Annotated in this window: 21 protein-coding genes; 3 read left to right on the top strand and 18 right to left on the bottom strand. The window is 38.5% G+C overall.

Going from position 1 to position 24,363, the window contains the following annotated elements; translation table 11 throughout:
- The first annotated feature begins 186 nt into the window (after nucleotides 1-186).
- The 3 genes from B2V22_RS07650 (at nucleotide 187) to B2V22_RS07660 (ending at nucleotide 1,856) form a co-directional block, all read left to right on the top strand.
- Nucleotides 187-846: a GNAT family N-acetyltransferase gene (locus tag B2V22_RS07650; RefSeq protein ID WP_290491643.1), complete on the top strand. Its 660-nt coding sequence runs from the start codon at nucleotides 187-189 to the stop codon at nucleotides 844-846.
- Nucleotides 847-1,281: 435 nt separating this feature from the next.
- Complete coding sequence (locus B2V22_RS07655) at nucleotides 1,282-1,659, top strand: hypothetical protein (RefSeq protein WP_290491645.1); 378 nt, start codon at nucleotides 1,282-1,284, stop codon at nucleotides 1,657-1,659.
- Nucleotides 1,656-1,856 (top strand): hypothetical protein, encoded by a 201-nt coding sequence (locus tag B2V22_RS07660; RefSeq protein WP_290491647.1) that lies wholly within the window; start codon nucleotides 1,656-1,658, stop codon nucleotides 1,854-1,856. The genes B2V22_RS07655 and B2V22_RS07660 overlap by 4 nt, the downstream gene beginning before the upstream one ends.
- Before the next feature lie 264 nt (nucleotides 1,857-2,120).
- On the opposite strand, the gene B2V22_RS07665 is transcribed toward B2V22_RS07660, so the two are convergent.
- From B2V22_RS07665 to lpdA, 18 genes are all read right to left on the bottom strand, one after another.
- On the bottom strand, nucleotides 2,121-2,813 hold the full coding sequence (locus B2V22_RS07665) for a Crp/Fnr family transcriptional regulator (protein ID WP_290491648.1): 693 nt from the start codon (nucleotides 2,811-2,813) through the stop codon (nucleotides 2,121-2,123).
- Nucleotides 2,814-2,829: 16 nt separating this feature from the next.
- Nucleotides 2,830-3,381, bottom strand: a complete 552-nt coding sequence (locus tag B2V22_RS07670; RefSeq protein ID WP_290491649.1) for a Dps family protein — start codon at nucleotides 3,379-3,381, stop codon at nucleotides 2,830-2,832.
- Between the two features lies 1 nt (nucleotide 3,382).
- The gene (locus tag B2V22_RS07675; RefSeq protein ID WP_016896718.1) at nucleotides 3,383-3,619 is read right to left on the bottom strand and encodes a heavy-metal-associated domain-containing protein; all 237 of its coding nucleotides are present in this window, start codon (nucleotides 3,617-3,619) and stop codon (nucleotides 3,383-3,385) included.
- Nucleotides 3,620-3,682: 63 nt separating this feature from the next.
- Nucleotides 3,683-5,533, bottom strand: coding sequence for a heavy metal translocating P-type ATPase (locus B2V22_RS07680; RefSeq protein ID WP_290491650.1), 1,851 nt, complete (start codon nucleotides 5,531-5,533; stop codon nucleotides 3,683-3,685).
- 652 nt (nucleotides 5,534-6,185) lie between these two features.
- On the bottom strand, nucleotides 6,186-6,812 hold the full coding sequence (locus B2V22_RS07685; RefSeq protein ID WP_290491652.1) for an alpha/beta hydrolase: 627 nt from the start codon (nucleotides 6,810-6,812) through the stop codon (nucleotides 6,186-6,188).
- A gap of 324 nt (nucleotides 6,813-7,136) precedes the next feature.
- On the bottom strand, nucleotides 7,137-8,138 hold the full coding sequence (argF, locus tag B2V22_RS07690; protein ID WP_290491654.1) for an ornithine carbamoyltransferase: 1,002 nt from the start codon (nucleotides 8,136-8,138) through the stop codon (nucleotides 7,137-7,139).
- Between the two features lie 30 nt (nucleotides 8,139-8,168).
- Nucleotides 8,169-9,401: an arginine deiminase gene (arcA, locus tag B2V22_RS07695; RefSeq protein ID WP_290491656.1), complete on the bottom strand. Its 1,233-nt coding sequence runs from the start codon at nucleotides 9,399-9,401 to the stop codon at nucleotides 8,169-8,171.
- A gap of 125 nt (nucleotides 9,402-9,526) precedes the next feature.
- Nucleotides 9,527-9,916 carry an iron chaperone gene (locus tag B2V22_RS07700; protein ID WP_290491658.1) on the bottom strand — a complete coding sequence of 130 codons (390 nt, stop codon included), beginning with the start codon at nucleotides 9,914-9,916 and terminating at the stop codon, nucleotides 9,527-9,529.
- 25 nt (nucleotides 9,917-9,941) lie between these two features.
- The gene (locus B2V22_RS07705; RefSeq protein ID WP_290491660.1) at nucleotides 9,942-10,778 is read right to left on the bottom strand and encodes an alpha/beta hydrolase; all 837 of its coding nucleotides are present in this window, start codon (nucleotides 10,776-10,778) and stop codon (nucleotides 9,942-9,944) included.
- Between the two features lie 93 nt (nucleotides 10,779-10,871).
- Nucleotides 10,872-11,195 (bottom strand): YlbG family protein, encoded by a 324-nt coding sequence (locus B2V22_RS07710; RefSeq protein WP_290491662.1) that lies wholly within the window; start codon nucleotides 11,193-11,195, stop codon nucleotides 10,872-10,874.
- A gap of 130 nt (nucleotides 11,196-11,325) precedes the next feature.
- Nucleotides 11,326-14,754 (bottom strand): pyruvate carboxylase, encoded by a 3,429-nt coding sequence (locus B2V22_RS07715; RefSeq protein WP_290491664.1) that lies wholly within the window; start codon nucleotides 14,752-14,754, stop codon nucleotides 11,326-11,328.
- A gap of 301 nt (nucleotides 14,755-15,055) precedes the next feature.
- Complete coding sequence (nagE, locus tag B2V22_RS07720) at nucleotides 15,056-16,549, bottom strand: N-acetylglucosamine-specific PTS transporter subunit IIBC (RefSeq protein ID WP_290491666.1); 1,494 nt, start codon at nucleotides 16,547-16,549, stop codon at nucleotides 15,056-15,058.
- A 55-nt stretch (nucleotides 16,550-16,604) separates the two neighbouring features.
- Nucleotides 16,605-17,507 (bottom strand): haloacid dehalogenase-like hydrolase, encoded by a 903-nt coding sequence (locus B2V22_RS07725; RefSeq protein ID WP_290491668.1) that lies wholly within the window; start codon nucleotides 17,505-17,507, stop codon nucleotides 16,605-16,607.
- Between the two features lie 235 nt (nucleotides 17,508-17,742).
- Complete coding sequence (locus B2V22_RS07730; protein WP_290491670.1) at nucleotides 17,743-19,140, bottom strand: FtsW/RodA/SpoVE family cell cycle protein; 1,398 nt, start codon at nucleotides 19,138-19,140, stop codon at nucleotides 17,743-17,745.
- Between the two features lie 327 nt (nucleotides 19,141-19,467).
- Nucleotides 19,468-21,303 carry a translational GTPase TypA gene (typA, locus tag B2V22_RS07735; RefSeq protein ID WP_290491671.1) on the bottom strand — a complete coding sequence of 612 codons (1,836 nt, stop codon included), beginning with the start codon at nucleotides 21,301-21,303 and terminating at the stop codon, nucleotides 19,468-19,470.
- Nucleotides 21,304-21,539: 236 nt separating this feature from the next.
- Complete coding sequence (locus B2V22_RS07740; RefSeq protein WP_290491673.1) at nucleotides 21,540-22,319, bottom strand: inositol monophosphatase family protein; 780 nt, start codon at nucleotides 22,317-22,319, stop codon at nucleotides 21,540-21,542.
- 45 nt (nucleotides 22,320-22,364) lie between these two features.
- Complete coding sequence (locus B2V22_RS07745; RefSeq protein WP_003141868.1) at nucleotides 22,365-22,640, bottom strand: UPF0223 family protein; 276 nt, start codon at nucleotides 22,638-22,640, stop codon at nucleotides 22,365-22,367.
- 310 nt (nucleotides 22,641-22,950) lie between these two features.
- Nucleotides 22,951-24,363, bottom strand: a complete 1,413-nt coding sequence (gene lpdA / locus B2V22_RS07750; protein ID WP_290491675.1) for a dihydrolipoyl dehydrogenase — start codon at nucleotides 24,361-24,363, stop codon at nucleotides 22,951-22,953.

Here is a 24,363-nt window from a genome sequence, read left to right on the forward strand (position 1 = left end):
TTGTATTTTATATTAATTTTTGATTAGAATCTCTCATTCATTATAAGCGGTAAACTATCTAAAAGCAATTGCATCTAAGTTATGGGAAACGCATTCATTCGTCCCTTTAAAGCCCCGCATAACGGGCACCTTGTATCATTTGAACTTAGTATGCCCATCGGTTAGAATGGAAAGTGGAGGTGTTTTATGACACAAGAAGTTACTTTAAGATCTGCCCAAGCTGCAGACTATCCAGCATTACACGCATTAAACCGAGGCGCTTGGTTTAAATCAGACTATGAGAAATACCCGGAGGCAACTGACGCTTACGTTGACTTAAACTTAAACAACTCATTGAGTGATGCCTCAATGGCAACAGTAGCTGAGGTCGATGGACAAATCGCTGGTGTTATCTTAGCGTCTGCTGATTCAGAACCTAAATACGGCCGGATGTTAATGCGGTCAACAGCTGAAGCAGCTGCAACGATTCATGCTCAAGGTTCTGAAGTTGCCGACTATTTTTACGACCGGATGAAAATAGAAAATGAATACGATGCAAAGTTGCTAGAAAATGCTAAAAAAGATGTAGCTTACGATGGCCGTATTGTGCTATTTATTATGGATCCAAATTTTCAAGGTCTAGGAATCGGCAGCAAATTATTCCAAGCCGCTAAAGATTATTTTGAAGCTAAAAATGTGGCAAATTATTACCTATTCACTGACTCTTCATGTAATTATCCTTTCTATGATTACAAAGGAATGCGTCGCGCTGGCAGTTTATCATTTGATCAATCAGGTTTATTTGAACAATTTGATGGTTCAGAATCAACGGAACCATTCGAGTTTTTCATATATGACAATCAATAACCGAATATTTACCAAATGATTTAATGTCCGAAAGCTTATTTTGAAGCTATGCTAGGTTTAATTATTACCTGTTTTAAAAATATATATATAAAATTGCAGCACGTTTTAAAGTTAATTTTGTAATTGTTACATATACTTATTGAGCTAGTTTATTTCAGGAACTCATCTGTGGATATGCAAGCCGGAATATTAACTAATAGGGAAATCAAGTCCCACTTCAAAGATATAGACTACTAGTAATTTAGCCAATACGAAACCCCTCTAGATTTGTAGAGGGGTTGTTTTTTTATCTTGCTACTTTTAATAAATCTCTTTTAATTGGTCGTAAAGTTTAACGATTAATTCTTCTTTTTTGCTACTTTCCCCATCGCTTTTCAACTATAATAAAAGAAATAAGGACTTATAAAATAATCGACTAAAATTGGGGGTTATATAATGGAAGAAAATAACACAGTACTAGGTAACGTTCTTGCAAGAGTAGATGAATTTAAAGACGAGAATGCCGTAATACTTCGCGATAATATTCAAAATGAAATTAGTTCCTACAAGTCCTCTCTACCAAGTGATATTTTTCTAAATGGCCCCGATTATCAAATAAATCAAGAGATTGATAACAAAATAAGTGAGTTTAAACAAGAGATTGATCTAAAACCAAAGGCTCTTTACTACAACCTAAAATCAAAAGTTGAACTAAGTGATGACATTACTGAACAAGAACTCACGTTGTCTGCCTATGAATTTTTGGAAAAAAATACCAAGAACAAATTCTTGAAGAAAATCCTGAGAGACTTAAAAAGGGAGGCTAAGAAATGAAAAATAAACTTTCTGAATTTGCTGTAAAAGCTAGGAAAGCTATTATAGTAATCATTTATAATCAATTAATGAAATATATCTCAAGTGAAGAATTCACCAAAAATGTCAAGCAGCTCATTCAATACATGGTTTCAAATTTAGTTAGATTAGTTCTTGAAGAAAAAAATACTACTAGCAGTATAAGTACTGATATTTAGACTAAGTATATTGATGTTAGGTAATATTCTTCTATGTTGTGCTAATGCCTTATAACATCCATATTGATGGATGAGGAATATAAAGACTATTAAGGACTTTCTTGAAAACTGATACTGTTGTCGAGCCCAAAAAAACCGTGAGAGTATTATTCTCTTACGGTTTTTTTCCGCACTTTAATCATATTCCTATAATTTCTAAAAAGTTATTAGTTTTCATGAATAAATAATATTCCTTATTAATTCTATTTTTAGATAGCAATCACTTTAATTCGATGCAAATAGTAATTCATCTAGATCAAATATCTCAATATATTTATGTGTATGTTGTTTAATTAAACCTTTATCCTCTAACGAAGAGAATTTCCGACTTATTGTTTCGGGCGTTGTACCTAAATAAGAAGCTAGCTCCTTTTTTGACATTGGTAGAGTCACATAAGTATGATTTTCCTCATCTTCAACATATTCTGCTAGAAAATTAATAATACGAGACTCTACCTGTTCCATACTGACCTGCATCGTTTGCTTTTCCGATACCTGTAAACGCTTCGTAACATCTGAAAGTATTCGTCTCATAATTTCTGGATAAGCATCTAGATAGTTGTCCATATCTTTTTTATGAATTCTACATATGCTTACTTCTGATATTGCTTCAGCATAATTAGAATGGTAACTTTCAGTTTGAAAAATTGCCACTTCTCCCATGAAATCACCAGGATTTAGTATGCGTACCGTTTGTTCACGACCGGATTCATTTAAGTTATAAATACGTACACGCCCATTATTTACGATATATAATGTGTCATCTTTATCACCATTTCCAAATAACAACGCATTCTTTGCATAATGTACTTCATGTGCTGATTGTGCAATTAATCCCATTTGTTCTTCATTTAGGTGGTTAAAAATTGGTACTAACCGTATACAATCTACATGACTATGGTGATGGTGGTGTGCCATACAACTTTCCTCCTAATTAATCCTTATCTATATAGTCATCGTCTTCTAACGCATCCTTATTAACAAAGGCTTGAAGTTGCCAAATATTTACATCTAAATAATCTTTATAACTAATTAGTAAGTCCTCTAACGCATCATCTGCTTCTTCTTGAGCTAAACGCGTTGCACGAACGGTAAATTCACGATTAGTTCTAAAATCTTCTACTAACTGCAAGACCATTTCTTCAGCAGTATAATATTTTTCAGACGAATCTTCAGAAATTATTGTAAATTCCTGAAATTCAGCAGTTGTTGATGCTGGCTTAAATCCTGAAGCTAGTAAACGTTCTGCAATTTTATCAAACCATGTCTCATTCTCATTATACAGTTTTTCAAATAACTCATGCAATGAATAGAAATTTGCCCCTTTTACATACCAATGATATTGATGTAATTTTACATGTAAGGTATGAATATTGGCCAGTACATGATCTGTAACAGCTGCAGCATTAATCCTGGTATGGTGAATGTGTTCTTTATAGGCTTTTTCAGCAGCTAATTTTTCTTGTCTTTCGTTTACTGTTGTCATTTTATAATCCTTCCTTTACTTTTGAACTAATAACGGAATATCCTAAGTTTTCAATAGCGTTCTCAATTGTACTCAAATTGACCTGTTCTTCATCAAAATCCACTTTCACCTTACTTGCATTAAATAGCACTTTTACTGAGTCTTTTTCTACACCAGCAGTCTGCTTTAAACCACTTTCAATTTTTTGTAAACATGATGGACAAGTTAATGTTTCTAATTTTAATGTTGCTTTAGTCATATCTATCACTCCTTTAAATAAATTATATAAGGTATTTTTTTAAAAATAATTGATATGGATCAATTATTTTAATTGATAACCTCTTAATCTCATTGCATTTAAAATAACGACCAAAATACTTGCCTCATGAACTAACATACCAATTGACATAGACATCCATTCACTGAATATTAAACTAACGAGTAATATTATCACCACACCAACAGCAATAAGGATATTTTGTCGCATATTCGCGTATGTCCCTTTTGCTAAACCTAAAGCATGGGGGAGACGATTAAAATTGGAATTCATCAAAACAATATCTGAACTTTCAATGGCTACATCTGTTCCATTTCCCATAGCTATCCCTACTTCTGCAGTGGCTAGAGAGGGGCTATCATTCACACCATCACCAATAAAAGCAACAATTTCACCATTAGACTGTCTTTCCTTTAGAAATGCTTGCTTATCCTCAGGCAGCATATCACCATGGGCCTCGGTTAATCCTAGCTCCTTTTTAACTAAATTAACTGTACCTTGATTATCCCCTGATAATACAATGAGATTTTTAACACCAAGTGATTTCAATTTTTGTAGGTCTTGTTTAACGCCTGGTCGAACTTGGTCACGGATTCCCATTAAAATCATTAACTGATGATCAACTGCTGTTAATACAATTGAACTACCGTCTCTTTCTAATATATCTAATTTTTTAAGCACATCATCAGATAGTGGTATACTTTCTTGTTCCATTAAGATTTTATTTCCTACTGCAACCATGTGGCCATCAACGTGAGCAATTATACCCCCACCTTTTATAACCTGTGTCCGCTCTACAGGTCGTAGCTTATATTGCGCTAACTTATTTGTAATTGCGACAGCTAAAGGATGGTCAGATTCCCTTTCAACAGAGTATAAAAGAGATAAATCTTCCTCTTGATTATTACCATAGTAAATGAATTCGCTAACTTCAGGCTTTCCTTCAGTTAAGGTACCAGTTTTATCAAATAGGACTGTATCAATATTCGCAAAATGACTAATCACTTCAGAACCTTTAAATAAAATACCATTCTTTGCACCATTTCCTATACCCGCTACATTTGAAACCGGTACACCAATGACCAAGGCTCCTGGGCAACCAAGTACTAATACAGTAACTGCTAGTGCCGTATCTTTAGTTAATACCCAAACTAATAACCCAATGATAAGTACTACAGGTGTATACCAACGAGAGAACTGGTCAATGAATCGCTCAGCTTCCGATTTAGAATCTTGTGCCTCTTCTACTAATTCAATAATTCGACCAAATGTAGAATCCTCCCCAATTCTATCAGCGACTATCTGTATAGTCCCATTATCCATAATGGTACCGGCAAATACTTCGTCACCTTTCTCTTTCTTTAGAGGTAAAGATTCGCCAGTGATATTAGCCTCATTTACATGTCCCTTTCCAGTAGTTACCCTACCATCTACTGGAATCTTAGCTCCAGTTTTTACTAAGAGAATATCTCCTTCCTCTACTTCATCAATATCTACTTCTTCAAATTCTCCTTCGTGCAATTGCTTAAAAGCAGTCTCTGGAGCCATTTCTGTCAACTCTTTAATCGCAGATCGTGTTTGCTTAAGTGTACGCTGCTCTAAATATGATCCAAATAAAAATAAAAAAGTAACAATAGCTGACTCTTCGTAATTTTGAATAAAGAAAGCACCAATAACAGCTATCGTTACTAAAACATCAATACTTACTACTTTTACTTTCATAGCCTGAAAAGCCTGTATCGCAATTGGTAAAACACCCAATATGGATGCAATGATAAAAGTACTATCAAAGATAATCGTATTTTTTAAAATTAAATGCCCAATAAATCCTATCATAATAAGTAAACCACTAATAACCGTAATATGATTTTTATGTCTCAAAATAATCTGTTGCATATAAATCCCTCCTATACTTTTGTACAACTACAGTGTATTCAATTTTGAGAGATATAAAATTGATGCGCATCAATTTTATAAGCATAAGATAAAAATAGAAGTTTAAATTTTTTATTTTAGTGATATTTAAAAATGAATTATTATCCTAGAAACAGAAGTGGAAATTATATTTGAATAAGAGTTTACTATTTACGGTTGATTGAATCTTTTTTATTTTTTTGATTTTTAAAGATAAATATATCTCCTATAAAAAGTCATACATGCCTAAAGGGCCGTCTAAATCCTTTATATCATAAAGGATACCCCGTAGATCTTTTATGCACTTGCTAGCTTTGTTCATATCTATTAACTACTTTAGATATTGAGATAATATCTTTCAGAATAAAATAGTTAGCTCACATTTTTCGCAAAAAAAGAGGGTTTACATGGTCGATTTAGTTAAAAAACTAAATCGACCATGTAGATCCTCCTACTGATATTTACAATATTCGTTTTTGACAATAAATATTTTCCAAGACATAGTCGTTAAAATGCGATTAAGGCCTAAAGAGTAAACTTTTACTTGTAAAATTATCATTTATCTAAATTGATATAGATGATAATTTTAAATTCTTTTAGAGAACCTAACAAAAATTAACCAAATCATAAAAGTTTACAATGGCCAGCTTTGACTAATAAATCGTAAACAATCAGGTAGGTGTTTGGACCAATACTTTTCAGAATGTTCATCGCCATAGAAAATATTTAATGACACATTTTCCGGCGCCACACCCGCCTGCATCACCTGTTGGCTATATTTAATGGCGTCCGTAATGTAAGCCTGTTCGGTATTAGGACCGATGATCATCTCATCTACCTCGTCCCCTTCTTCTGTCCCACATTCAATATAAATTCGTTGATTTTTTGACAAATCCACCCGTTCGATAAAACGGTCAAAATCTTGCGCAACTGCCCAATTGGTCAATGAAAAAATTCCTAACCGACCAATTTGGTCCTTATAAGCAGCACCAAGATACGTTGAAATAGTCGCCCCAAAGGAAGACCCAATCATTGCCGTGTGGGTAGCGTCCGGTATAGTCCGGTAGTGTTTGTCAACAAAGTTTTTGACGATGGTCACCACAAACTCAGAAAACTCAGCACCTCGTCCTCCTTGACCAGATAGACTTGAATCATAAGCATCCTTAACCGTCCACGGTAGGTATTCCAAGGTCCGCGTCTCCTCGCCATTATCAATGCCTACAATAGTCATACTTGGTAAATCTGGATTCCGCACTATCATTTCTTCAACGTTATCCTCAAAAATAATACTTTCATCTTTCAATTATAACGTGGTATTGATAAACTTATTCATACGGGGAATCTCCTATCTTATCATGGTTGTCGTTAACTTTATGATAATGGAGATTCCTCTTTTTTTGTAAAAAAAGAGAACCAAAGACTATTTTTTAAAAAGTCGTCAGTCCTATATATTGTAGAGCCTTATATTAAAAAGTCTGCTTACCTGCTTATAAAAATCTACGTATTTTGTCGAATCACTTCTAATGAACACATAGAATGACTATGTTGCTTCCAAAGTTTTTAATGCATCTTACACTCGGGTAAATTAAACTTTTGGAATAAATAAGTGACCGTTAGTTGCTGCCATGATGGCTTTGATTGAATGCATCCGATTTTCAGCTTGTTCGAATTGACGTGCTTGTTCGCTTCGGAATACATCATCAGTCACTTCCATTTCACTGTAGCCAAATTGGTCTAGAATATTTTGACCGTATTTAGTTTCAGCATCGTGAAAGGCTGGTAAGCAATGTAGGAAGATATAATCTCCCTCAATTCTGTCCACCAACTCCTTGTTAATTTGGTATGGATATAATAAGTTAACACGTTCTTCAAACTTATCTTCTTCACCCATTGATACCCAAACGTCTGTATACAAGGCATCTGCATCGCGGACAGCTGTTTTAATGTCTTCTGTCACTTCTAATTTAGCGCCAGATTCTTTAGCATATTTCTCCGCTAAATCAACCACTGATTGATCTGGGAATAATTCTTTTGGTGCTGCGATGGTGATGTTTACCCCAAGTAAGGCACCTGTTACAAATAATGAATTGGCCATATTGTTACGACCGTCACCACAGTAAACCAATTTACGCCCTTCTAATTCACCAAACTCTTCTTTTAATGTCATGAAGTCAGCGATCATTTGAGTTGGATGCCATTCGTCTGTTAAACCGTTCCAAACCGGGACACCAGCATATTTCCCTAAACCTTCAACAACTTCTTGGCTAAAACCTCTAAATTCAATCCCGTCAAACATTGAACCTAGAACTTTAGCTGTATCTTCAACAGATTCTTTCTTCCCTAATTGAATATCATTAGCGCCTAAGAATTCAGGTGCTGCCCCTAAATCGTTGGCTGCCACAGTAAAGGCTGAACGTGTACGAGTAGATGTTTTTTCAAATAGTAAGGCAATGTTTTGCCCTTTTAAATATTCATGTGGAATACCGCGATTCTTCAAGTCTTTTAAGTGGATAGAAAAGTCGATTAAGTAATGTAATTCTTCTTTTGTAAAATCAATTTCTTTTAAAAAGTTACGTCCTTGAAACATATGATTTCCTCCTATTAGTTGATTGCCGGCTTATTTTTCAGGTAAATCTTCACGGTAGAATGGCATTGACATACAGCGGGGGCCCCCACGACCGCGAACCAATTCACTTCCGCGTAATTTATGCAATTCAATTCCTGCATCTTCTAACTTTTTGTTGGTTACTGTATTGCGGTCATAAACTACAACAACACCAGGTGCAATTGCTAGGGTATTTGAACCGTCGTTCCATTGTTCACGGGCTGCGGCAACGATGTCGTCACCACCGGTACGAATCAAGGTCACTTGTTCAACATCTAATGCATTGGCTAGCACATGCTCCAAAGTATCTTCCGTTAAGTCGATATTGACTTGGCCATTTTCCCCTTTCGTAATTTCATAGACCTTCAAGCCTGATTCAATTTCTGGATGAATAGTGAATTTGTCGTAGTCAATCATGGTAAAGACTGTATCTAGATGCATGAACTTACGGTTTGATGCAATAACAAAGCCTAAAACGCGGGTGAAATCAGTTTGTTCGAAAATATTTTTCGCTAATTTCTCTACTGAACGTGCATCAGTTCGTTGTGAAATACCAATTGCTAGGGTGTCTTTAGATAAAACTAATTCATCCCCACCTTCAATACGAGTTGTCTCGTTGCGGTCGTAATATAAAGGAACCGCGCCGCCACCATAAACTGGATGGTGTTCGAAAATATATTTACCGTAAATAGTTTCGCGATTACGGGTTTCTGAATACATACGGTTTAAGGAAACACCATTACCCATAGTTGCAAAAGGATCGCGTGTGAAATATAGATTTGGCATTGGGTCTACTAAAAGTGGGTAGTCCGTTTCGATATCATCCGCTAAGTTTTTACCCTCACAAATATCTAACTCAGACTTTTTGAAGCCTTCCATTGTTTTTAAGACCATCTCAAATGTATCTTCAATCGCTAACAAGTAGTTGCGAATAGCCTCTCTAGCTGCTTGACTGGTAACATCCGCCTCATCTAACCACTCATCAACAAATGTTTCTCTTACATTCGCATGATCAATGGCTTCAGCCGCTAATTTCTCTAGGTACAATACCTCAACCCCGTTACCTGAAAGGATTTTCGCAAACGCATCGTGCTCACGTTGTGCCTCTTCCAAATAAGGAATATCATCGAAAAGTAATCGATCAAGATAGTCTGGCATTAAATTTTCTAATTCCTTACCAGGGCGATGTAGCATAACTTTCTTCAATTGACCAATTTCTGAAGTAACATGAATTGGGTTGTTCATCTTATTGCCTCCTATAATTTATTTGTTTTTCTTTATACTTTTATTATAAATATATATATAAACGCTCACATGATATCCTTGGTGTACCCAGTGTGAAATTCTTGGGATTTCAATTGTGACGAATATCACATTGTCTTTCGTGAAGCTACAGAATTAGCTCTTTTGTCAGCAATTTGGAAATCAATGACCGCTTTCAACAAGTCATAATCCATTTCATCCGTCCACTTCACCTTATAAAGGGATTCCGTGTAAGTATAGCCTGCTTTTTTTAAAGCTTCTTCAAATTGACGAACCCCGGCTTTTTCTATGAAAAAAGACATGTGCTGTTTTGCTATATTCAACCCGATAATAAAAGTCCCATTGTATTCAAAGTGGGCTTGCTGCCATTTAATGGCCATATTGAAATCAGGGTAGTTTTTAGCAATCCAAGTCATCACTTGGGTAAACTGACGGCGGTGTTCATCCGAATCAATTTTATTGAGCAATTTTTGTAAATCTTCAAAATGTAAATCCATTGATATCGCCTCCATATAAAACCTTCTATAATGGCCAACCTTGACTGATAAATCGTAAACAATCAGGTAGGTGTTTGGACCAATACTTTTCAGAATGTTCATCGCCATAGAAAATATTTAAGGACACATTTTCCGGCGCCACACCCGCCTGCATCACCTGTTGGCTATATTTAATGGCATCCGTAATGTAAGCCTGTTCGGTATTAGGACCGATGATCATCTCATCTACCTCGTCCCCTTCTTCAGTCCCACATTCGATATAAATCCGTTGGTCATTTGGCAAATCCACCCGGTCAATAAAACGGTCAAAATCTTGTGCAACTGCCCAATTGGTTAATGAAAAAATCCCTAACCGACCAATTTTGTCCTTATAAGCAGCGCCAAGATACGTTGAAATAGTCGCCCCAAAAGAAGACCCTATCATCGCCGTGTGGGCAGCGTCTGGTATAGTCCGGTAGTGTTTGTCGACAAAGTCTTTGACGATAGTCACCACAAACTCAGAAAACTCAGCACCTCGTCCCCCTTGACCAGACAGTCTTGGATCATAGGCATCCTTGAGCGTCCACGGCAGGTATTCCAAGGTACGCGTTTCTTCACCGTTATCGATACCGACAATAATCATGCTTGGTAAATCCGGATTCCGCTTGACCGCGTGAATCGTTTTCCAAGAATGTTTCGAAAAAGCTTCCTTAGAATGAAACACATTCTGCCCGTCATGCATATAAACAACGGGGTAATGCTTGTCCGGATGTGCTTCATAGTCCTTAGGTAAGAGGACACGGATTCGCCGCTTAGCCAAGGTATAAGGCACATCTAAAATATGTTCTTTCAGTTCCAAATAGAAAAATGGGGCAAACTCCATACTGACTCTCCTTCAACGATTGAAAAAGGACCTTGGGCACATTCAATCCCAAGGTCCCTTCAAACTTTCATACACTATATATTTTATTATATATTAAGCATACCGTTCATTCAAACGATCTTTATCATCCGAATCCTTCTTAGCCATCAAGTCTGTCGCATAGGCATCAAAGGCCGTAGCATAATCTGTCGCCATCGCCTGTCTAGGTGACACATCCACCCGACGCACGAAATGCAACTTCTCAAGATTCTTTTGAATATGGTCCGCTTCTGACACATCCGTGTACAAAACCGCATACTTCATCTTGCGCGACACATAATAAACGAAACCGTACTTTTGTAACTGTTTGACTTTTTTATTTGAATACATCCACACAATCAATGCTTGCCGAGACTGTGCTTGATCATAAATACTCATATTATCGACTTCCTTTAATCACTGGCTTTAATCTCATTATAACAGGAATTCCAAAGCCCGTAACCTCTAAACCTTTATATGGCAAAATAACGGGCCTCAACTTGCTGGCCCGTTATGCTCACCTTTTATTTTATTCCAATACTAATAGTAGGTCACCAGAATTTACTTGGTCGCCGTTGGCAACAAGTAATTCTTTCACTACAGCCTTACGCGGTGCTTTCAAAGTAGTCTCCATCTTCATGGCTTCAGAAATCAACAGTAATTGACCTTCTTCAATTTCATCACCTTGTTGCACCTGAACATCAAGGATTGTACCGGGCATGGTTGCAGCAATATGATTTGTATTGCCATGATCAGCCTTACGACGAACAGCTGCCGTTGTTTGTGCATTGGCGTCACGTACAATAATTTCACGCGATTGACCGTTTAATTCAAAGAAGACAATTCGTTGACCAGTTTCATCAAGTTCACCAATTTGAATCAAGCGGATATATAAGACTTTACCCTTTTGAATTTCCACATTGACTGTTTCACCTGTCTTCATACCATAGAAGAAGCTTGGTGTTGGGATAATTGAAACGTCAGAATAACGTTCAAGTTTATGACGATAGTCTACAAAGACATCAGGATACATAATGTAAGATAAAACGTCTTTATCGTCAACATCTTCGTCCCCTAAACGTTCAATCAATTCTTGGCGAGTTGCTTCAAAATCAATTGGCGCTAAGTGTTCACCTGGACGGTCAGTTGAAGCTTTTTCACCTTTCAAGATAATGTCAGACACATCTTGCGGGAAACCACCTTCTGGTTGACCAATCTTACCTTTGAACAAGTCGATAACAGATTGAGGGAAGTCATATTTTTTCCCTTCTTTATAGAATTTCTCAATAGATAAGTCGTTTTGAACCATGAATAAAGCCATATCACCAACAACTTTAGATGAAGGTGTTACTTTTACGATATCACCAAACAAGAAGTTCACATCATGGTACATTTGTTTTACTTCATCCCAACGACTACCCAAACCAACAGATTTCGCTTGTTGTTGTAAGTTTGTATATTGACCACCAGGCATCTCTGTATTGTAGATTTCAGTTTCTGGACCTTCTAATCCTGACGTAAATTCATCATAGTACGAACGCACACCTAACCAATATTGGTTAATTTTCTCAGCGTTTTGTACATGGATATTTGGTTTACGGTCGTTATACTCCATCGCATAATACAGTGACTGCATAGATGGTTGTGAAGTTGTTGAAGCAAAGGCAGAAGATGCCACATCCACAATATCTACACCAGCACGGGATGCTTCAGTGTAAGTTAAGATACCGTTACCTGCTGTATCATGCGTATGCAAGTGAATTGGCACATCTACATTGTCTTTCAATTCTGAAATTAATGCATAAGCAGCTTGAGGTTTTAATAAACCTGCCATATCTTTCACCGCGATAATATCTGCACCCATTGCTTGTAATTCTTTGGCTAATTTCACATAGTAGTCTAGTGAATATTTAGTTCGCTCTGGATTTAAGATATCACCTGTATAACACATTGTCGCTTCAGCGATTTTACCAGCATCTTTCACATATTGAATTGGTTTTTCAATTTGTTTCGTCCAGTTTAATGAGTCAAACACACGGAAGACGTCAATTCCTGAAGCTGCAGCTTGGTCGATAAAGGCTTTCAACGTGTTATCTGGGTACGAAGTATATCCAACCGCATTTGAACCACGGAATAACATTTGTAGCAAGGTATTCGGCATTGCTTCACGCAGTTGTTTTAAACGGTTCCAAGGGTCTTCAGTTAGGAAACGGAAGGCCGCATCAAATGTCGCCCCACCCCAAACTTCCATAGAGAATAGGTTTGGCAAAGCATCTTCCATCACTTTAGCTGGTTTCACCATGTCACGGGTACGCATACGAGTCGCAATCAACGATTGGTGTGCGTCACGCATTGTCGTATCCGTTAATAATAGGTCATTTGAATTTTTAATAAAGTCTTGAACACCCTTAGCACCCTCACGGTCTAAAATTTGTTTAGCCGATAGGCCAGTACGGTCTACTAGCTCAATTTTAGGGGTTGGGATGGTCTCGAATTGCCCTTTTTCTTTTTCAATCCCCGGGAAGCCATTTACAGAAATGTCCCCGATATATTGTAAGACTTTGTTCCCACGGTCACGGTTACGTTCTTTAGGGAAATCAAATAATTCTGGTGTATTGTCAATGAATATAGTGTTTGCAGTACCTGCTTGGAAGACAGGATGGTTTACAACGTTACGCAAGAACGGAATATTATTCTTAACCCCACGCACACGGTACTCTCTTAAGGCACGGTCTGTTTTGGCTACCGTATCTTCGAAATTTGTACCGTAAGTAATTAACTTAGCGATCATTGAGTCAAAGTATGGACTAACAACCGTATTTTGGAAACCATTACCCGCATCTAAACGGACACCAAAACCGCCTGGAGAACGGTAAGTGTTGATTTTACCTGTATCCGGGAAGAAGTTGTTAGTTGGATCCTCTGTCGTTACCCGACATTGGATTGCAAAACCATTTAATGGTAAGTCTTCTTGTGCTGGTAAACCAATTTCACTTAAGCTTTCACCTGCAGCAACACGGATTTGTGTTTGTACAATGTCCACACCAGTGATTTGCTCTGTAATTGTATGTTCTACTTGGACACGAGGGTTTACTTCGATAAAGTAGAAGTCATCGCCATCTAACAAGAACTCAACAGTTCCGGCATTAGCGTAGTCCACTGAATCTAAGAAGTCACGGGCAGAATTACAGATTCGGTTACGTAATTCCATTGACATGTTTACAGTTGGCGCAACCTCAACCACTTTTTGGTGACGACGTTGAACTGAACAGTCACGTTCCCATAAATGCATAGTGTTTCCTTGCTCATCTGCCATGATTTGAACTTCGATATGTTTAGGTCCTTCAACGTATTTCTCAACGTAGGCTTCACCTGAACCAAAAGCTTTAGTCGCTTCAGAAACCGCTAGACGGTATTGTTCTGCTACTTCATCTTCTGAACGCACTACACGCATACCACGTCCACCACCACCTAGGGCAGCTTTGATGATAATTGGGTAACCAGCAGTTTTACCAAATTCAACCACTTCTTCAAGACTTTCAACTGGTCCATCAGAACCTGGAATCAATGGAATATTTGCTTTTTTAGCAGCTTCACGGGCTTTTACTTTATCCCCGAACATATCTAAAATTTCGTGTGAAGGACCGATAAACTTGATGCCCTCTTCCTCACAACGACGCGCAAATTCAGTGTTTTCAGACAGGAAGCCGTAACCAGGGTGAATGGCGTCAGCATTCACATCTTTCGCAATTTGAATAATTGACTCGATATCTAAATAAGCCTCAACAGCTTTTTTATCCTTAGACAATAAATAAGACTCATCCGCCTTGAAACGGTGAACTGATCCTTCATCCTCTTGCGAATAAACTGCGACAGTATTAATGCCTAGTTCAAAACACGCTCGGAAAATACGGATTGCGATTTCCCCACGGTTCGCAACTAACACTTTATTTATCATATATAGTAACTCCCTCTCTTACGTCTCTCATATCTTGACGCTTGTTTCCACTTGCCAATTGTAACATAGTTTGTCATATTTTGAATCATTTTGGTACTGAAAAATGAAAGAAATCTCATTTTATTATCATAATTAACAGATGTTAACGTTTTACTTTTCACCAATAGGCTACTATGGTGTTTTGTACTTCATGATCAATTAGTCTAGAGCTAAAAAGAAAGCTTTTTCTTCTATAATGATTTAGTAATTATGCCTTTTATCAAAAAAGAAGCTGAGGTTTACCCCCAACTTCTCTTAAATATTATTGATTTTCTATTTTTTTCATTTCATCGGCAACGAATTGGACGTCTGTTCCGACAATAACATGTAAGTGGTTTTTATCTAAGACGTTCACCCCGGGTACACCAAGACCTTTGATTCTTGCTTGATCGACTTGGTCAACATCGTCTAATTCAAAACGTAATCGGGTTGCACAGTTGTAATAGCTACGGATGTTGTCTTGTCCACCAACAGCATCATAGATGACAATCGCCATGCGTGAATATTTATCATCGCTAGCTTGAGATCCACTACCTTTTTTGCCAGCAGTAGTTTCTGAATCAGATTCTGTAATCGCTGCTTCAGTTACGGCATTTTCTCCGCGTCCTGGAGTGGCAAAATCGAATTTACGGATAGCAAAATCGAAGATAAAGTAGTAAACCACAAACATGACTAAACCTAGAACTAACAGCATTAATGGTTGGTTAGCAATCGGCACATTCAAGCTTAAGGCAAAGTCAACTAACCCTGCTGAGAACCCGAATCCAGCAGTCCAGTGGAAGGTTGCTGCGACAAACATTGAAACCCCTGTTAGGAAGGCGTGAACCAAGTATAATCCTGGCGCTGCAAACATGAATGAGAATTCTAGAGGTTCAGTAATTCCTGTAAAGAATGAAGCGAAAGCACCAGCAATCATGGTACCAGCTGCAATTTTCTTCGCTTTTGATTCTGCGTTCTTATACATGGCCAAAGCTGCCCCAGGTAAACCGAACATCATGATTGGGAAGAAGCCGGCTTGGTACATTCCAGTAACCCCTTTTACCCCTTCAGAGGCCCAGAAGTTTCCGATGTCATTAATCCCAATTAAATCAAACCAGAATACTGAGTTTAAGGCGTGGTGTAAACCAGTTGGAATTAGTAACTTGTTGAAGAAACCGTAAATACCAGCACCTAGCGCGCCAAGGCCTGAGATGAACGTACCGAATCCTACTAAAGCGTCATAAGCTACTGGCCAAACGAAATACAGCAATAAAGATATGATTAACATAGCACCTGCTGTTAAGATTGGAATCAACCGTCTACCTGAGAAGAATGCGAGCGCTGTTGGCAATTTAGTACCTGAATAGCGGTTATATAAGGCTGCCGCTACTGAACCAGAAATAATGGCCATAAAGACATTTTGTGTTGCGCCGAAAGCCATCGGTACTTCTTCAACAGACATATTGAGTAAGACACTTAAACCAGCCGTTGATAATAGGTTTGTCACAATGAGGTAACCGACTAAACCTGATAAACCAGCCGCCCCATTGGAATCCTTAGATAATCCTGTAGCAATACCCACTGAAAATAGAATCGGTAAATTGTTGATAATGGCAGTCCCTGCTTGAATCAGGAAGACAGCCGCTTGGTTAGACCCGTCACCAGAAAGTCCAGCTGGATCAATCCAATAACCAATCCCCATTAATAAAGACGCAACAGGTAAAATCGATACCGGTAACATGATCGATTTTCCTAAATTTTGTAAATAATTTTTCATATTATCTTATCCTCCCTTTTGACAAAGACAATTTTTAATATACATTGATGATCTATCAACGGTTTACAGACTGAGCCATGCGGAAATAAGTATGCCGTTTACCCCGCACCGCCAAACTCAAAGCGGTGATATTTTCTGGATCAGGCATCCTACCATAGGCACCATCACCAATGTGGTGGCAGTCTACGCCAACACGTTTATTGGATAAACCTATCGTTTCAATCACTGAAGCTTGGGCAGACTCTTGACTCGTCCCAATCGTCGCCATCACCAATCCACCACGTGCATGCACACTTTTCGTGACCGCCTGGTTTTCAAGCTCATTCACCCCAGGCGCCGTATTCACAGCCGGAATCAAGACCCCGTCAGCGCCCTCATCCATAAACCCAAGCAAAGCCTCTTCATTGACGATACTCTCCGTAAGCCCCGCCCCATGCATTTTACCCGCAAAGACTAGCCCTGAAAAATATTTTTTCGTTTCTTTGACTGCGTCCTTGATTGCTGACATAGTCACACCCGTAGCTGGATTCCCTGTCAGTAAAATCATGTCTACGCCCAAATCATTCGCCGCTTGTAAACTCGCTTTAGACACCAAGCGACCTGGATTTAAAGACACCCGACTTTCAAGCAATTCCTGCTCTTCATCAACAGGTTCCAAATTGATTGCAATCGGTCTTCCGATTAATCGCTTTAATTCACGGATGATTTCTTTTGACCCCGCAAATGCTTCCAGACCTGGAATTTCTGGGTTGAAGACATCTAACTCATTCAAGACAATGATATCTGCACCAAACGTCGCCATCACTTCAGGGTTTGACAGCCCTTGAATCAAAGGCGGCGATGTCACTACGGTTTCTGCAATAATGGTCCGTCCTTCACTGGCAAAAATAGCTTTCTTTAATTGGCCAGCATCCATCTGATTGATCTCGCTGGCACTAGCTGAAATTAAACGTTTCATTTCATCTCTCCTCCCTTTGCAAAAGGCTAGCACACCAACAACTAACCGATTACATTTCTATTCGAATATTATATCAATCTTGATCGCCATTACCAAACATGTATACAAAAAAGGGATAAATATATTGGTCATCTTGACTTCGTTTTTACACATAGAGAAAGAACAGACTGCTTCAACAGGTCTGTGCATATTAAAAAGAACAGACCGTTTTACACGGTCTGTTCTTAGATATCAATTATTCAGTTTGTTCAGGCAAGTCAGCTTGATTTGATTTCGCCCTTTTGGCCCGAAGGTCACGACGCCAGGATTGGTCTGAGGCAATAACGGACAAGGCAATCCCAATCATGATGCTGGTTACAAGTAGACTGGAACCTCCGTAGGACATGAACGGAAAGGTAACACCAGTTAACGGAATCAGTCCTAATATCCCACCCAGGTTTACAAAGGCTTGGATCAGGAAGTAAGAAGCGACACCAACTAAAACTGCTTGGTCAAAGGTCCGGCGCATCTTAATGGCTTTGTGGAAGATGTAAATAACCAGTCCAAAGTACAAGGTTAGGACTAATAATATTCCCCACAAGCCGAATTCTTCTCCGATAATGGCCATAATGAAGTCATTATGGGCTTCCGGTAGGTAACCCAGTTTTTGAATCGAGTTCCCCGCCCCACGGCCAAGAATACCCCCGTTTGATAAGGCATAATAGCCGTACACCAGTTGCATCCCCGTATCTTGGGCATCTGCGAACGGATTAATAAATGAAGTGAACCGCTCAATTTGGTAGTTGTCGACGTGGGACAAGTCCACCACATTTAAGACAATGACGATTAATACATAAGCAACGATTACACCCAGGATGGTTCTCGTCAGCCATTTCACCGCCATCCCTGAATTTAATAGGAGGATAACAAGTATGGATCCTAGAATTAATACCCCACCCACATCTGGGAAAAGGAGTACCAAGCCTAACCAAAGGGCAATCGTAGCAGCTTGTTTCCAATACTTGGTTAAGAGTTGCACCGGATTTTCAGTTTGCGCAATCGCGCCTTGAACTTCATCTTTGGCTAGAAAGTTGGCCACGAGTATGATTAATGCTGGTTTTGCGAACTCAACTGGCTGAATAGAGAAAGCCCCTACCCCAATCCAACCTTGGGCACCGTTGATGGTTTCCCCAAAGATAGTGGTAAAGATTAAAAGGGCTGTGATCCCAAGATAGGTTGAGGTTTGAAAGATCCTGTGACGCCACATTTCTGGCTTGGTGATATAGATTAAAATAATGGCGAATAATCCAATAACCGCAAACATTAATTGCCGTACTAAGTAATAATAAGTTGGTTGACTAGCCGAGGTTGCTAAATATGATGAAGCTGTTGTGACCATTAGTAAGCCGATAGTTAGTAATAAACCATATAAGCTAAAAATCTTCCCATTAAAATCTTCAAAATGGGCAAGGACCCGTTTAAACCATGTTGGCCCTTCATGTTTTCTTTCTTTTTTAGCTTGCTTTTGATCCTTTTTAGCTTGCTTGCGGTCTTTTTTACTTTGTTTTTTTGCTTTTGCTTTATCTAAGGCATTTATTTCTTTTTGTTTTTTGGCATTTGCTTGGGCTTTATTTTCATTAGATTCTATAGACACAATAGCCCTCCTTTATGGATTTTAAGTGATGTTAAACATCCGATGATTCTAGAAGTTAGCATAGGTATTTTTACCTATTACTCAGTAATCCATTATAGCATAATCACCTAGTGCATTAGCGTAAACCTATTGCATTTTATAGAAAAATAAAAGAAGAAACTTAAGGCATATTTGTATTGTTTTACAGAAAGCCTTCAGCTTTCGCTTTATATATCATTACCTTGAAAGCATTCGTTACCAATCAACAAAAGTTGTGTAAAAAAAGACGCAGACAGAAAGTCTACGTCTTAAAAAATTATTTAGGTACGCTATAGCGCATTAATTAAATTAACCTAAGTTTTTCTTTTTAGCTGCTTTTGCACGTTCAGATTCGTTTAAGATTGCTTTACGTAAACGAATGCTTTCTGGTGTTACTTCACAGTACTCATCTTCATCCATGAATTCTAATGATTCTTCAAGTGTCATTAGTTTCGGTGTTTTGATTGAAGCTGTTTGGTCTTTGTTTGAAGAACGAACGTTAGTTAAGTTTTTAGAACGGATAATGTTTACAACAATATCTTTTTCACGTGTACTTTCACCAACAATCATACCACCGTATACTTGTGTACCTGGGTTAACAAAGATTGTACCACGGTCCTCAACTTGCATGATTCCGTAAGTAGTTGCTTTACCAGTATCAGTTGATACTAAGGCACCGTTACGACGACCACCGATTGGTTCGTTGATGTATGGTGCGTAGTGGTCAAATGTATGGTTCAAGATACCGTAACCATGTGTTAATGACATGAAGTAAGTAGTGAAACCAATCATACCACGTGCTGGTACATGGTAAGTTAAACGAGTTGTACCTAGACCTGTAGAGATCATGTCTACCATAGTACCACGACGTTGGTTTAAGGCGTCGATAATTGAACCTTGGTATTCTTCAGGTGTATCGATTTGAACCAACTCGAATGGTTCAGATTTCACACCGTCGATGTCACGGATAATAACTTCTGGACGAGATACTTGTAACTCGTAACCTTCACGACGCATGTTTTCAATCAAGATAGATAAGTGAAGCTCACCACGACCTGAAACAATCCATGCATCCGGAGATTCCGTATTGTCTACACGTAATGAAACGTCAGTATGTAATTCGTAACGTAAACGTTCTTCAAGTTTACGAGAAGTTACGTGTTTACCCTCTTGGCCTGCAAATGGTGAATCGTTTGTTAAGAAAGTCATTTGTAATGTTGGTTCATCAATACGTAATGGCTCTAAAGCCTCTTTGATGCTCGAATCTACAACTGTCTCCCCAACGAAAATATCTTCCATACCAGAAACGGCAATCAGTTCTCCGGCTTTCGCTTCGTTAATTTCAACACGTTCTAAACCTAAGAAACCGAATAATTTTGTTACACGGAAGTTTTTCTCAGTTCCGTCAAGCTTCATTAAGGTAACTTGGTCACCAACACGGATAGTACCGCGGAATACACGACCAATACCGATACGACCAACGTAGTCGTTATAGTCTAGTAACGATACTTGGAATTGTAAACCTTCTTCAGAGTTATCAACTGGTGCTGGGATTTCTTCAAGAATTGTATCGAAGATTGGGTCCATTGTTTCTGATTGGTCAGCTGGATCGTCAGAAAGACTTGAAGTACCACTTAAAGCTGAAGCGTATACTACTGGGAAGTCTAACATTTCATCGTCTGCACCTAATTCGATAAACAAGTCTAAAACTTCGTCTACAACTTCTGATGGACGAGCTGCTGGTTTATCAATTTTGTTTACAACAACGATTGGTGTTAAGTTTGCTTCGAACGCTTTTTTCAATACAAAACGCGTTTGCGGCATTGTACCTTCATAAGCATCTACAACTAAAACTACACCGTCTACCATTGTCATGATACGCTCAACCTCACCACCGAAGTCCGCATGTCCTGGAGTATCCATGATGTTAATGTGGTGACCCTTGTAGTTTACAGCTGTATTCTTAGCTAGAATGGTGATACCACGTTCTTTCTCGATATCGTTAGAGTCCATTGCACGCTCATCAATTTTTGTACGTTCATCTAAAGTATCTGATTGTTCCAACAATTGGTTAACCAAAGTAGTTTTACCGTGGTCAACGTGGGCAATGATTGCAACATTACGAATATCTTCACGTTTTGCCATTTTTAAAAATTCCTCCATTTATATAACAAATACAAAATTTGTATCAATTATTTGTCAAGTTTATGAAACCGTTTTACCCTAAAACCCCTAGTTATAAACTTTAACAAAGTTTCTCGTAATAAAACCGCCATAATATCGTATCACTTATCAATTGAAATTACTAGTTTTTTCGATTATGTCTACCAAATAAATCACAAAGTTCAAGCCCCTCTTGATATGAAAAGTACAATGCTTGCTTATCTTGAACCCTTCAAATTTTCAATCATTCGTCGGTATGCTGACGGGTAGGCTGCTAATACCCGATTTCGGTTCAACAAATCAACCGGTTCGCCAGTAAATTGCGACACTTTAATGCCCACTTCGTTTGCCAAGACTTGGCCGGCAGCAATGTCCCAGGGTTGCAGCCTTGGTGATACGTAAGCGGCGATTTCACCCTTCAATAAGGCAATAATTTCAATGCCCGCTGACCCATAAATGCGAAGACCCATTGATTCTTTGACTAGTTCTTGTACTTTATAAGCGTCAGTCATGACCATGCCCCCATTGACCGCGATCAAGGAGTCTTTTAGGATTTTGTCCTTGAATGGTGGTTGAAAGACTTGGCCATTTCGTTTAATCCCATGACCAGCGATGGCTTCAAAATAATCGTCATTCATCACGTCGTACACAACCCCTAGCTTTCCAATTCCGTCTTCGTAGTAAGCAGCCATGATGGCAAAGTGATTTTGCTGTAGGACAAAATTGGCTGTGCCATCGATGGGATCTACAATCCATACACCGCCAGCCAGATTGGACGGGGTGTCACCCATTTTCTCCTCACCGATATAACGGTCGTCTGGAAAATTGGCTGCAATCTTGTTTCTAAATAGTAATTCAACATCTTTATCTACGTTGGTAACCAGATCTTTTCGGTTGGATTTACTTTCTATTTCGATTTCACTATTCAGTTGGTCGTGGATATAGGTTGTTGCTTCTTCAACCCACTCTTTCACCAACGCTGCCCGCGCTTCTAACATTTACATGCCTCCTACTTCACCCTTTAATGATTCAACTTGTTCGCCTTACGGCATTGAAATGGTTTTTGCTTCCGAATTTCTTGCTTTTTTGATGGTGCCATAAAGCTGATAACCAGAAATTTTCTCAAAACTGTTGCCTAACTGTTTTTCTTCCATCTTACTTGGGACAACTTCCTTAAATGCTTTATACCGGTTCAGTAATTCCTCACGGTTGATGCTTGATTCATACGCTTGCTCCAAGCCGTTCCACATCTTCACTACTGTCGCCATTTCCTGACTGGTCCAATCCAAATCGATTGGATATTGGTAATTGTTAGACATCGTATTCCTCCGCTTTCGTTTTCATATTTATTATAGCGGAAAATATGTAAAAGAGATAACTTAGCCATCAGTTTTTCAAGTTTTCACTGTTCTTTAATTTTCAATTGATAAAGTTGCCGATATACAGCTTGCGCAAACTTTATAAGACTATATATGGAAAAAAGTGCTGTCTTTAGAATACTACCGCCTTTTTCAAAATATAATACTGATAAAACTCATTTGGTATAAAGTCAAAAAAATACCCCGCGTAAGTCAAACTTACACGGGATTTTTTCGTCTGAATATTCAAATTATGACTTATTAAAATAGACTACATGTGAATTGGCATACCTAATAATCCTTCAGCTGCATCCATTACAGCTTCTGATAAAGTTGGGTGGCCATGAATTGTTAAAGCGATGTCTTCTGCGTTCATGCCTGCTTCGATTGCTAAGCCAACTTCAGCCATAACGTCTGAAGCAGAGATACCAACCATTTGCGCACCAACTAATACGTCATCTTCTTTAGTCGCTACTAAGCGGATGAAACCTTGGCCAGCATTTAATGATAATGCACGACCGTTACCCGCTAATGGGAATTTCACAGTTTTCACATCTAAACCTTGATTTTTTGCTTCTTTTTCAGTTAATCCATAAGAAGCTAATTCAGGTGTAGTGTAAGCTACAGATGGCATCACTTTGTAATCGATAGCTGCTGGTTTACCAGAGATTGCTTCTGCAGCAATCTTACCTTCGTAAGATGCTTTATGCGCTAAAGCAGCACCAGGTGTGATATCACCGATTGCGAAGAAGTTTTTCACAGAAGTACGGCCTTGATTATCAACTTTTACTAAACCTCGTTCTGTTAATTCAACCCCGATTGCTTCTAACCCTAAATCTGCTGTATTCGCACGACGACCAACAGATACTAATACATAGTCAGCAGTGATTTCTTTAGCTTCACCTTTCACTTCGTATTTAACTGTTACTGAGTCACCATTGTCTACAGCTTCTTTCGCCATCGCGTTGACAGTTGTTGCGATACCGATGTTCTTCATTTCTTTTTCTACAACTTTTACCATATCTTTTTCAAATGTTGGTAATAATTGAGGAGAACCTTCTAAGATTGTTACCTTAGAGCCTAGGTTAGCGTATGCCATACCTAATTCAGAACCAATAACCCCACCACCGATAACAACTAAGCTTTCAGGAACTTCTTCAAAGTTTAAAGCCCCTGTTGAATCTACAACACGACCACCAAATTTGAATCCAGGGATTTGAATTGGTGTAGAACCTGTTGCAACGATTGCGTTGTTGAATGAGTATAATTGGTGAGAATCATCGTCACCCATTACAGTAAATTCATTCTCGTTGTTGAAGTAAGCTTCACCACGGATGATCTCAACTTTGTTCTTTTTAAGTAACATCTCAACACCAGAAGTTAATGTATTGACTACTGTATTGTTCTTCCAGTCTTGTGTTTGCGCGAAGTCTAATTTAACGTCACCAGAAGTTATACCAAAGACAGCGTCGCCACCTTTAGCGTTATGGTAAGCATGACCAGCTTGGATCAAGGCTTTAGATGGAATACATCCAACGTTTAAGCAAACACCACCGATAAACTCACGTTCAACGATAGCTACTTTTTGCCCCAATTGTGCGGCACGGATGGCAGCTACATAGCCACCAGGTCCAGAACCAACAACAACTGTATCTAATTCAATTGCGAATGCGCCTACTACCAT

Origin of the sequence: Aerococcus sp. UBA6277 (assembly GCF_002440555.1) — a bacterium.
Classification (GTDB): Bacteria; Bacillota; Bacilli; order Lactobacillales; family Aerococcaceae; genus Aerococcus.

Coding starts and splice junctions, on each gene's coding strand:
- B2V22_RS07650 (WP_290491643.1), top strand. CDS start 187: ATGACACAAGAAGTTACTTTAAGATCTGCCCAAGCTGCAGACTATCCA.
- B2V22_RS07655 (WP_290491645.1), top strand. CDS start 1,282: ATGGAAGAAAATAACACAGTACTAGGTAACGTTCTTGCAAGAGTAGAT.
- B2V22_RS07660 (WP_290491647.1), top strand. CDS start 1,656: ATGAAAAATAAACTTTCTGAATTTGCTGTAAAAGCTAGGAAAGCTATT.
- B2V22_RS07665 (WP_290491648.1), bottom strand. CDS start 2,813: ATGGCACACCACCATCACCATAGTCATGTAGATTGTATACGGTTAGTA.
- B2V22_RS07670 (WP_290491649.1), bottom strand. CDS start 3,381: ATGACAACAGTAAACGAAAGACAAGAAAAATTAGCTGCTGAAAAAGCC.
- B2V22_RS07675 (WP_016896718.1), bottom strand. CDS start 3,619: ATGACTAAAGCAACATTAAAATTAGAAACATTAACTTGTCCATCATGT.
- B2V22_RS07680 (WP_290491650.1), bottom strand. CDS start 5,533: ATGCAACAGATTATTTTGAGACATAAAAATCATATTACGGTTATTAGT.
- B2V22_RS07685 (WP_290491652.1), bottom strand. CDS start 6,812: ATGATAGTGCGGAATCCAGATTTACCAAGTATGACTATTGTAGGCATT.
- argF (WP_290491654.1), bottom strand. CDS start 8,138: ATGTTTCAAGGACGTAACTTTTTAAAAGAAATTGATTTTACAAAAGAA.
- arcA (WP_290491656.1), bottom strand. CDS start 9,401: ATGAACAACCCAATTCATGTTACTTCAGAAATTGGTCAATTGAAGAAA.
- B2V22_RS07700 (WP_290491658.1), bottom strand. CDS start 9,916: ATGGATTTACATTTTGAAGATTTACAAAAATTGCTCAATAAAATTGAT.
- B2V22_RS07705 (WP_290491660.1), bottom strand. CDS start 10,778: ATGGAGTTTGCCCCATTTTTCTATTTGGAACTGAAAGAACATATTTTA.
- B2V22_RS07710 (WP_290491662.1), bottom strand. CDS start 11,195: ATGAGTATTTATGATCAAGCACAGTCTCGGCAAGCATTGATTGTGTGG.
- B2V22_RS07715 (WP_290491664.1), bottom strand. CDS start 14,754: ATGATAAATAAAGTGTTAGTTGCGAACCGTGGGGAAATCGCAATCCGT.
- nagE (WP_290491666.1), bottom strand. CDS start 16,549: ATGAAAAATTATTTACAAAATTTAGGAAAATCGATCATGTTACCGGTA.
- B2V22_RS07725 (WP_290491668.1), bottom strand. CDS start 17,507: ATGAAACGTTTAATTTCAGCTAGTGCCAGCGAGATCAATCAGATGGAT.
- typA (WP_290491671.1), bottom strand. CDS start 21,303: ATGGCAAAACGTGAAGATATTCGTAATGTTGCAATCATTGCCCACGTT.
- B2V22_RS07740 (WP_290491673.1), bottom strand. CDS start 22,319: ATGTTAGAAGCGCGGGCAGCGTTGGTGAAAGAGTGGGTTGAAGAAGCA.
- B2V22_RS07745 (WP_003141868.1), bottom strand. CDS start 22,640: ATGTCTAACAATTACCAATATCCAATCGATTTGGATTGGACCAGTCAG.
- lpdA (WP_290491675.1), bottom strand. CDS start 24,363: ATGGTAGTAGGCGCATTCGCAATTGAATTAGATACAGTTGTTGTTGGT.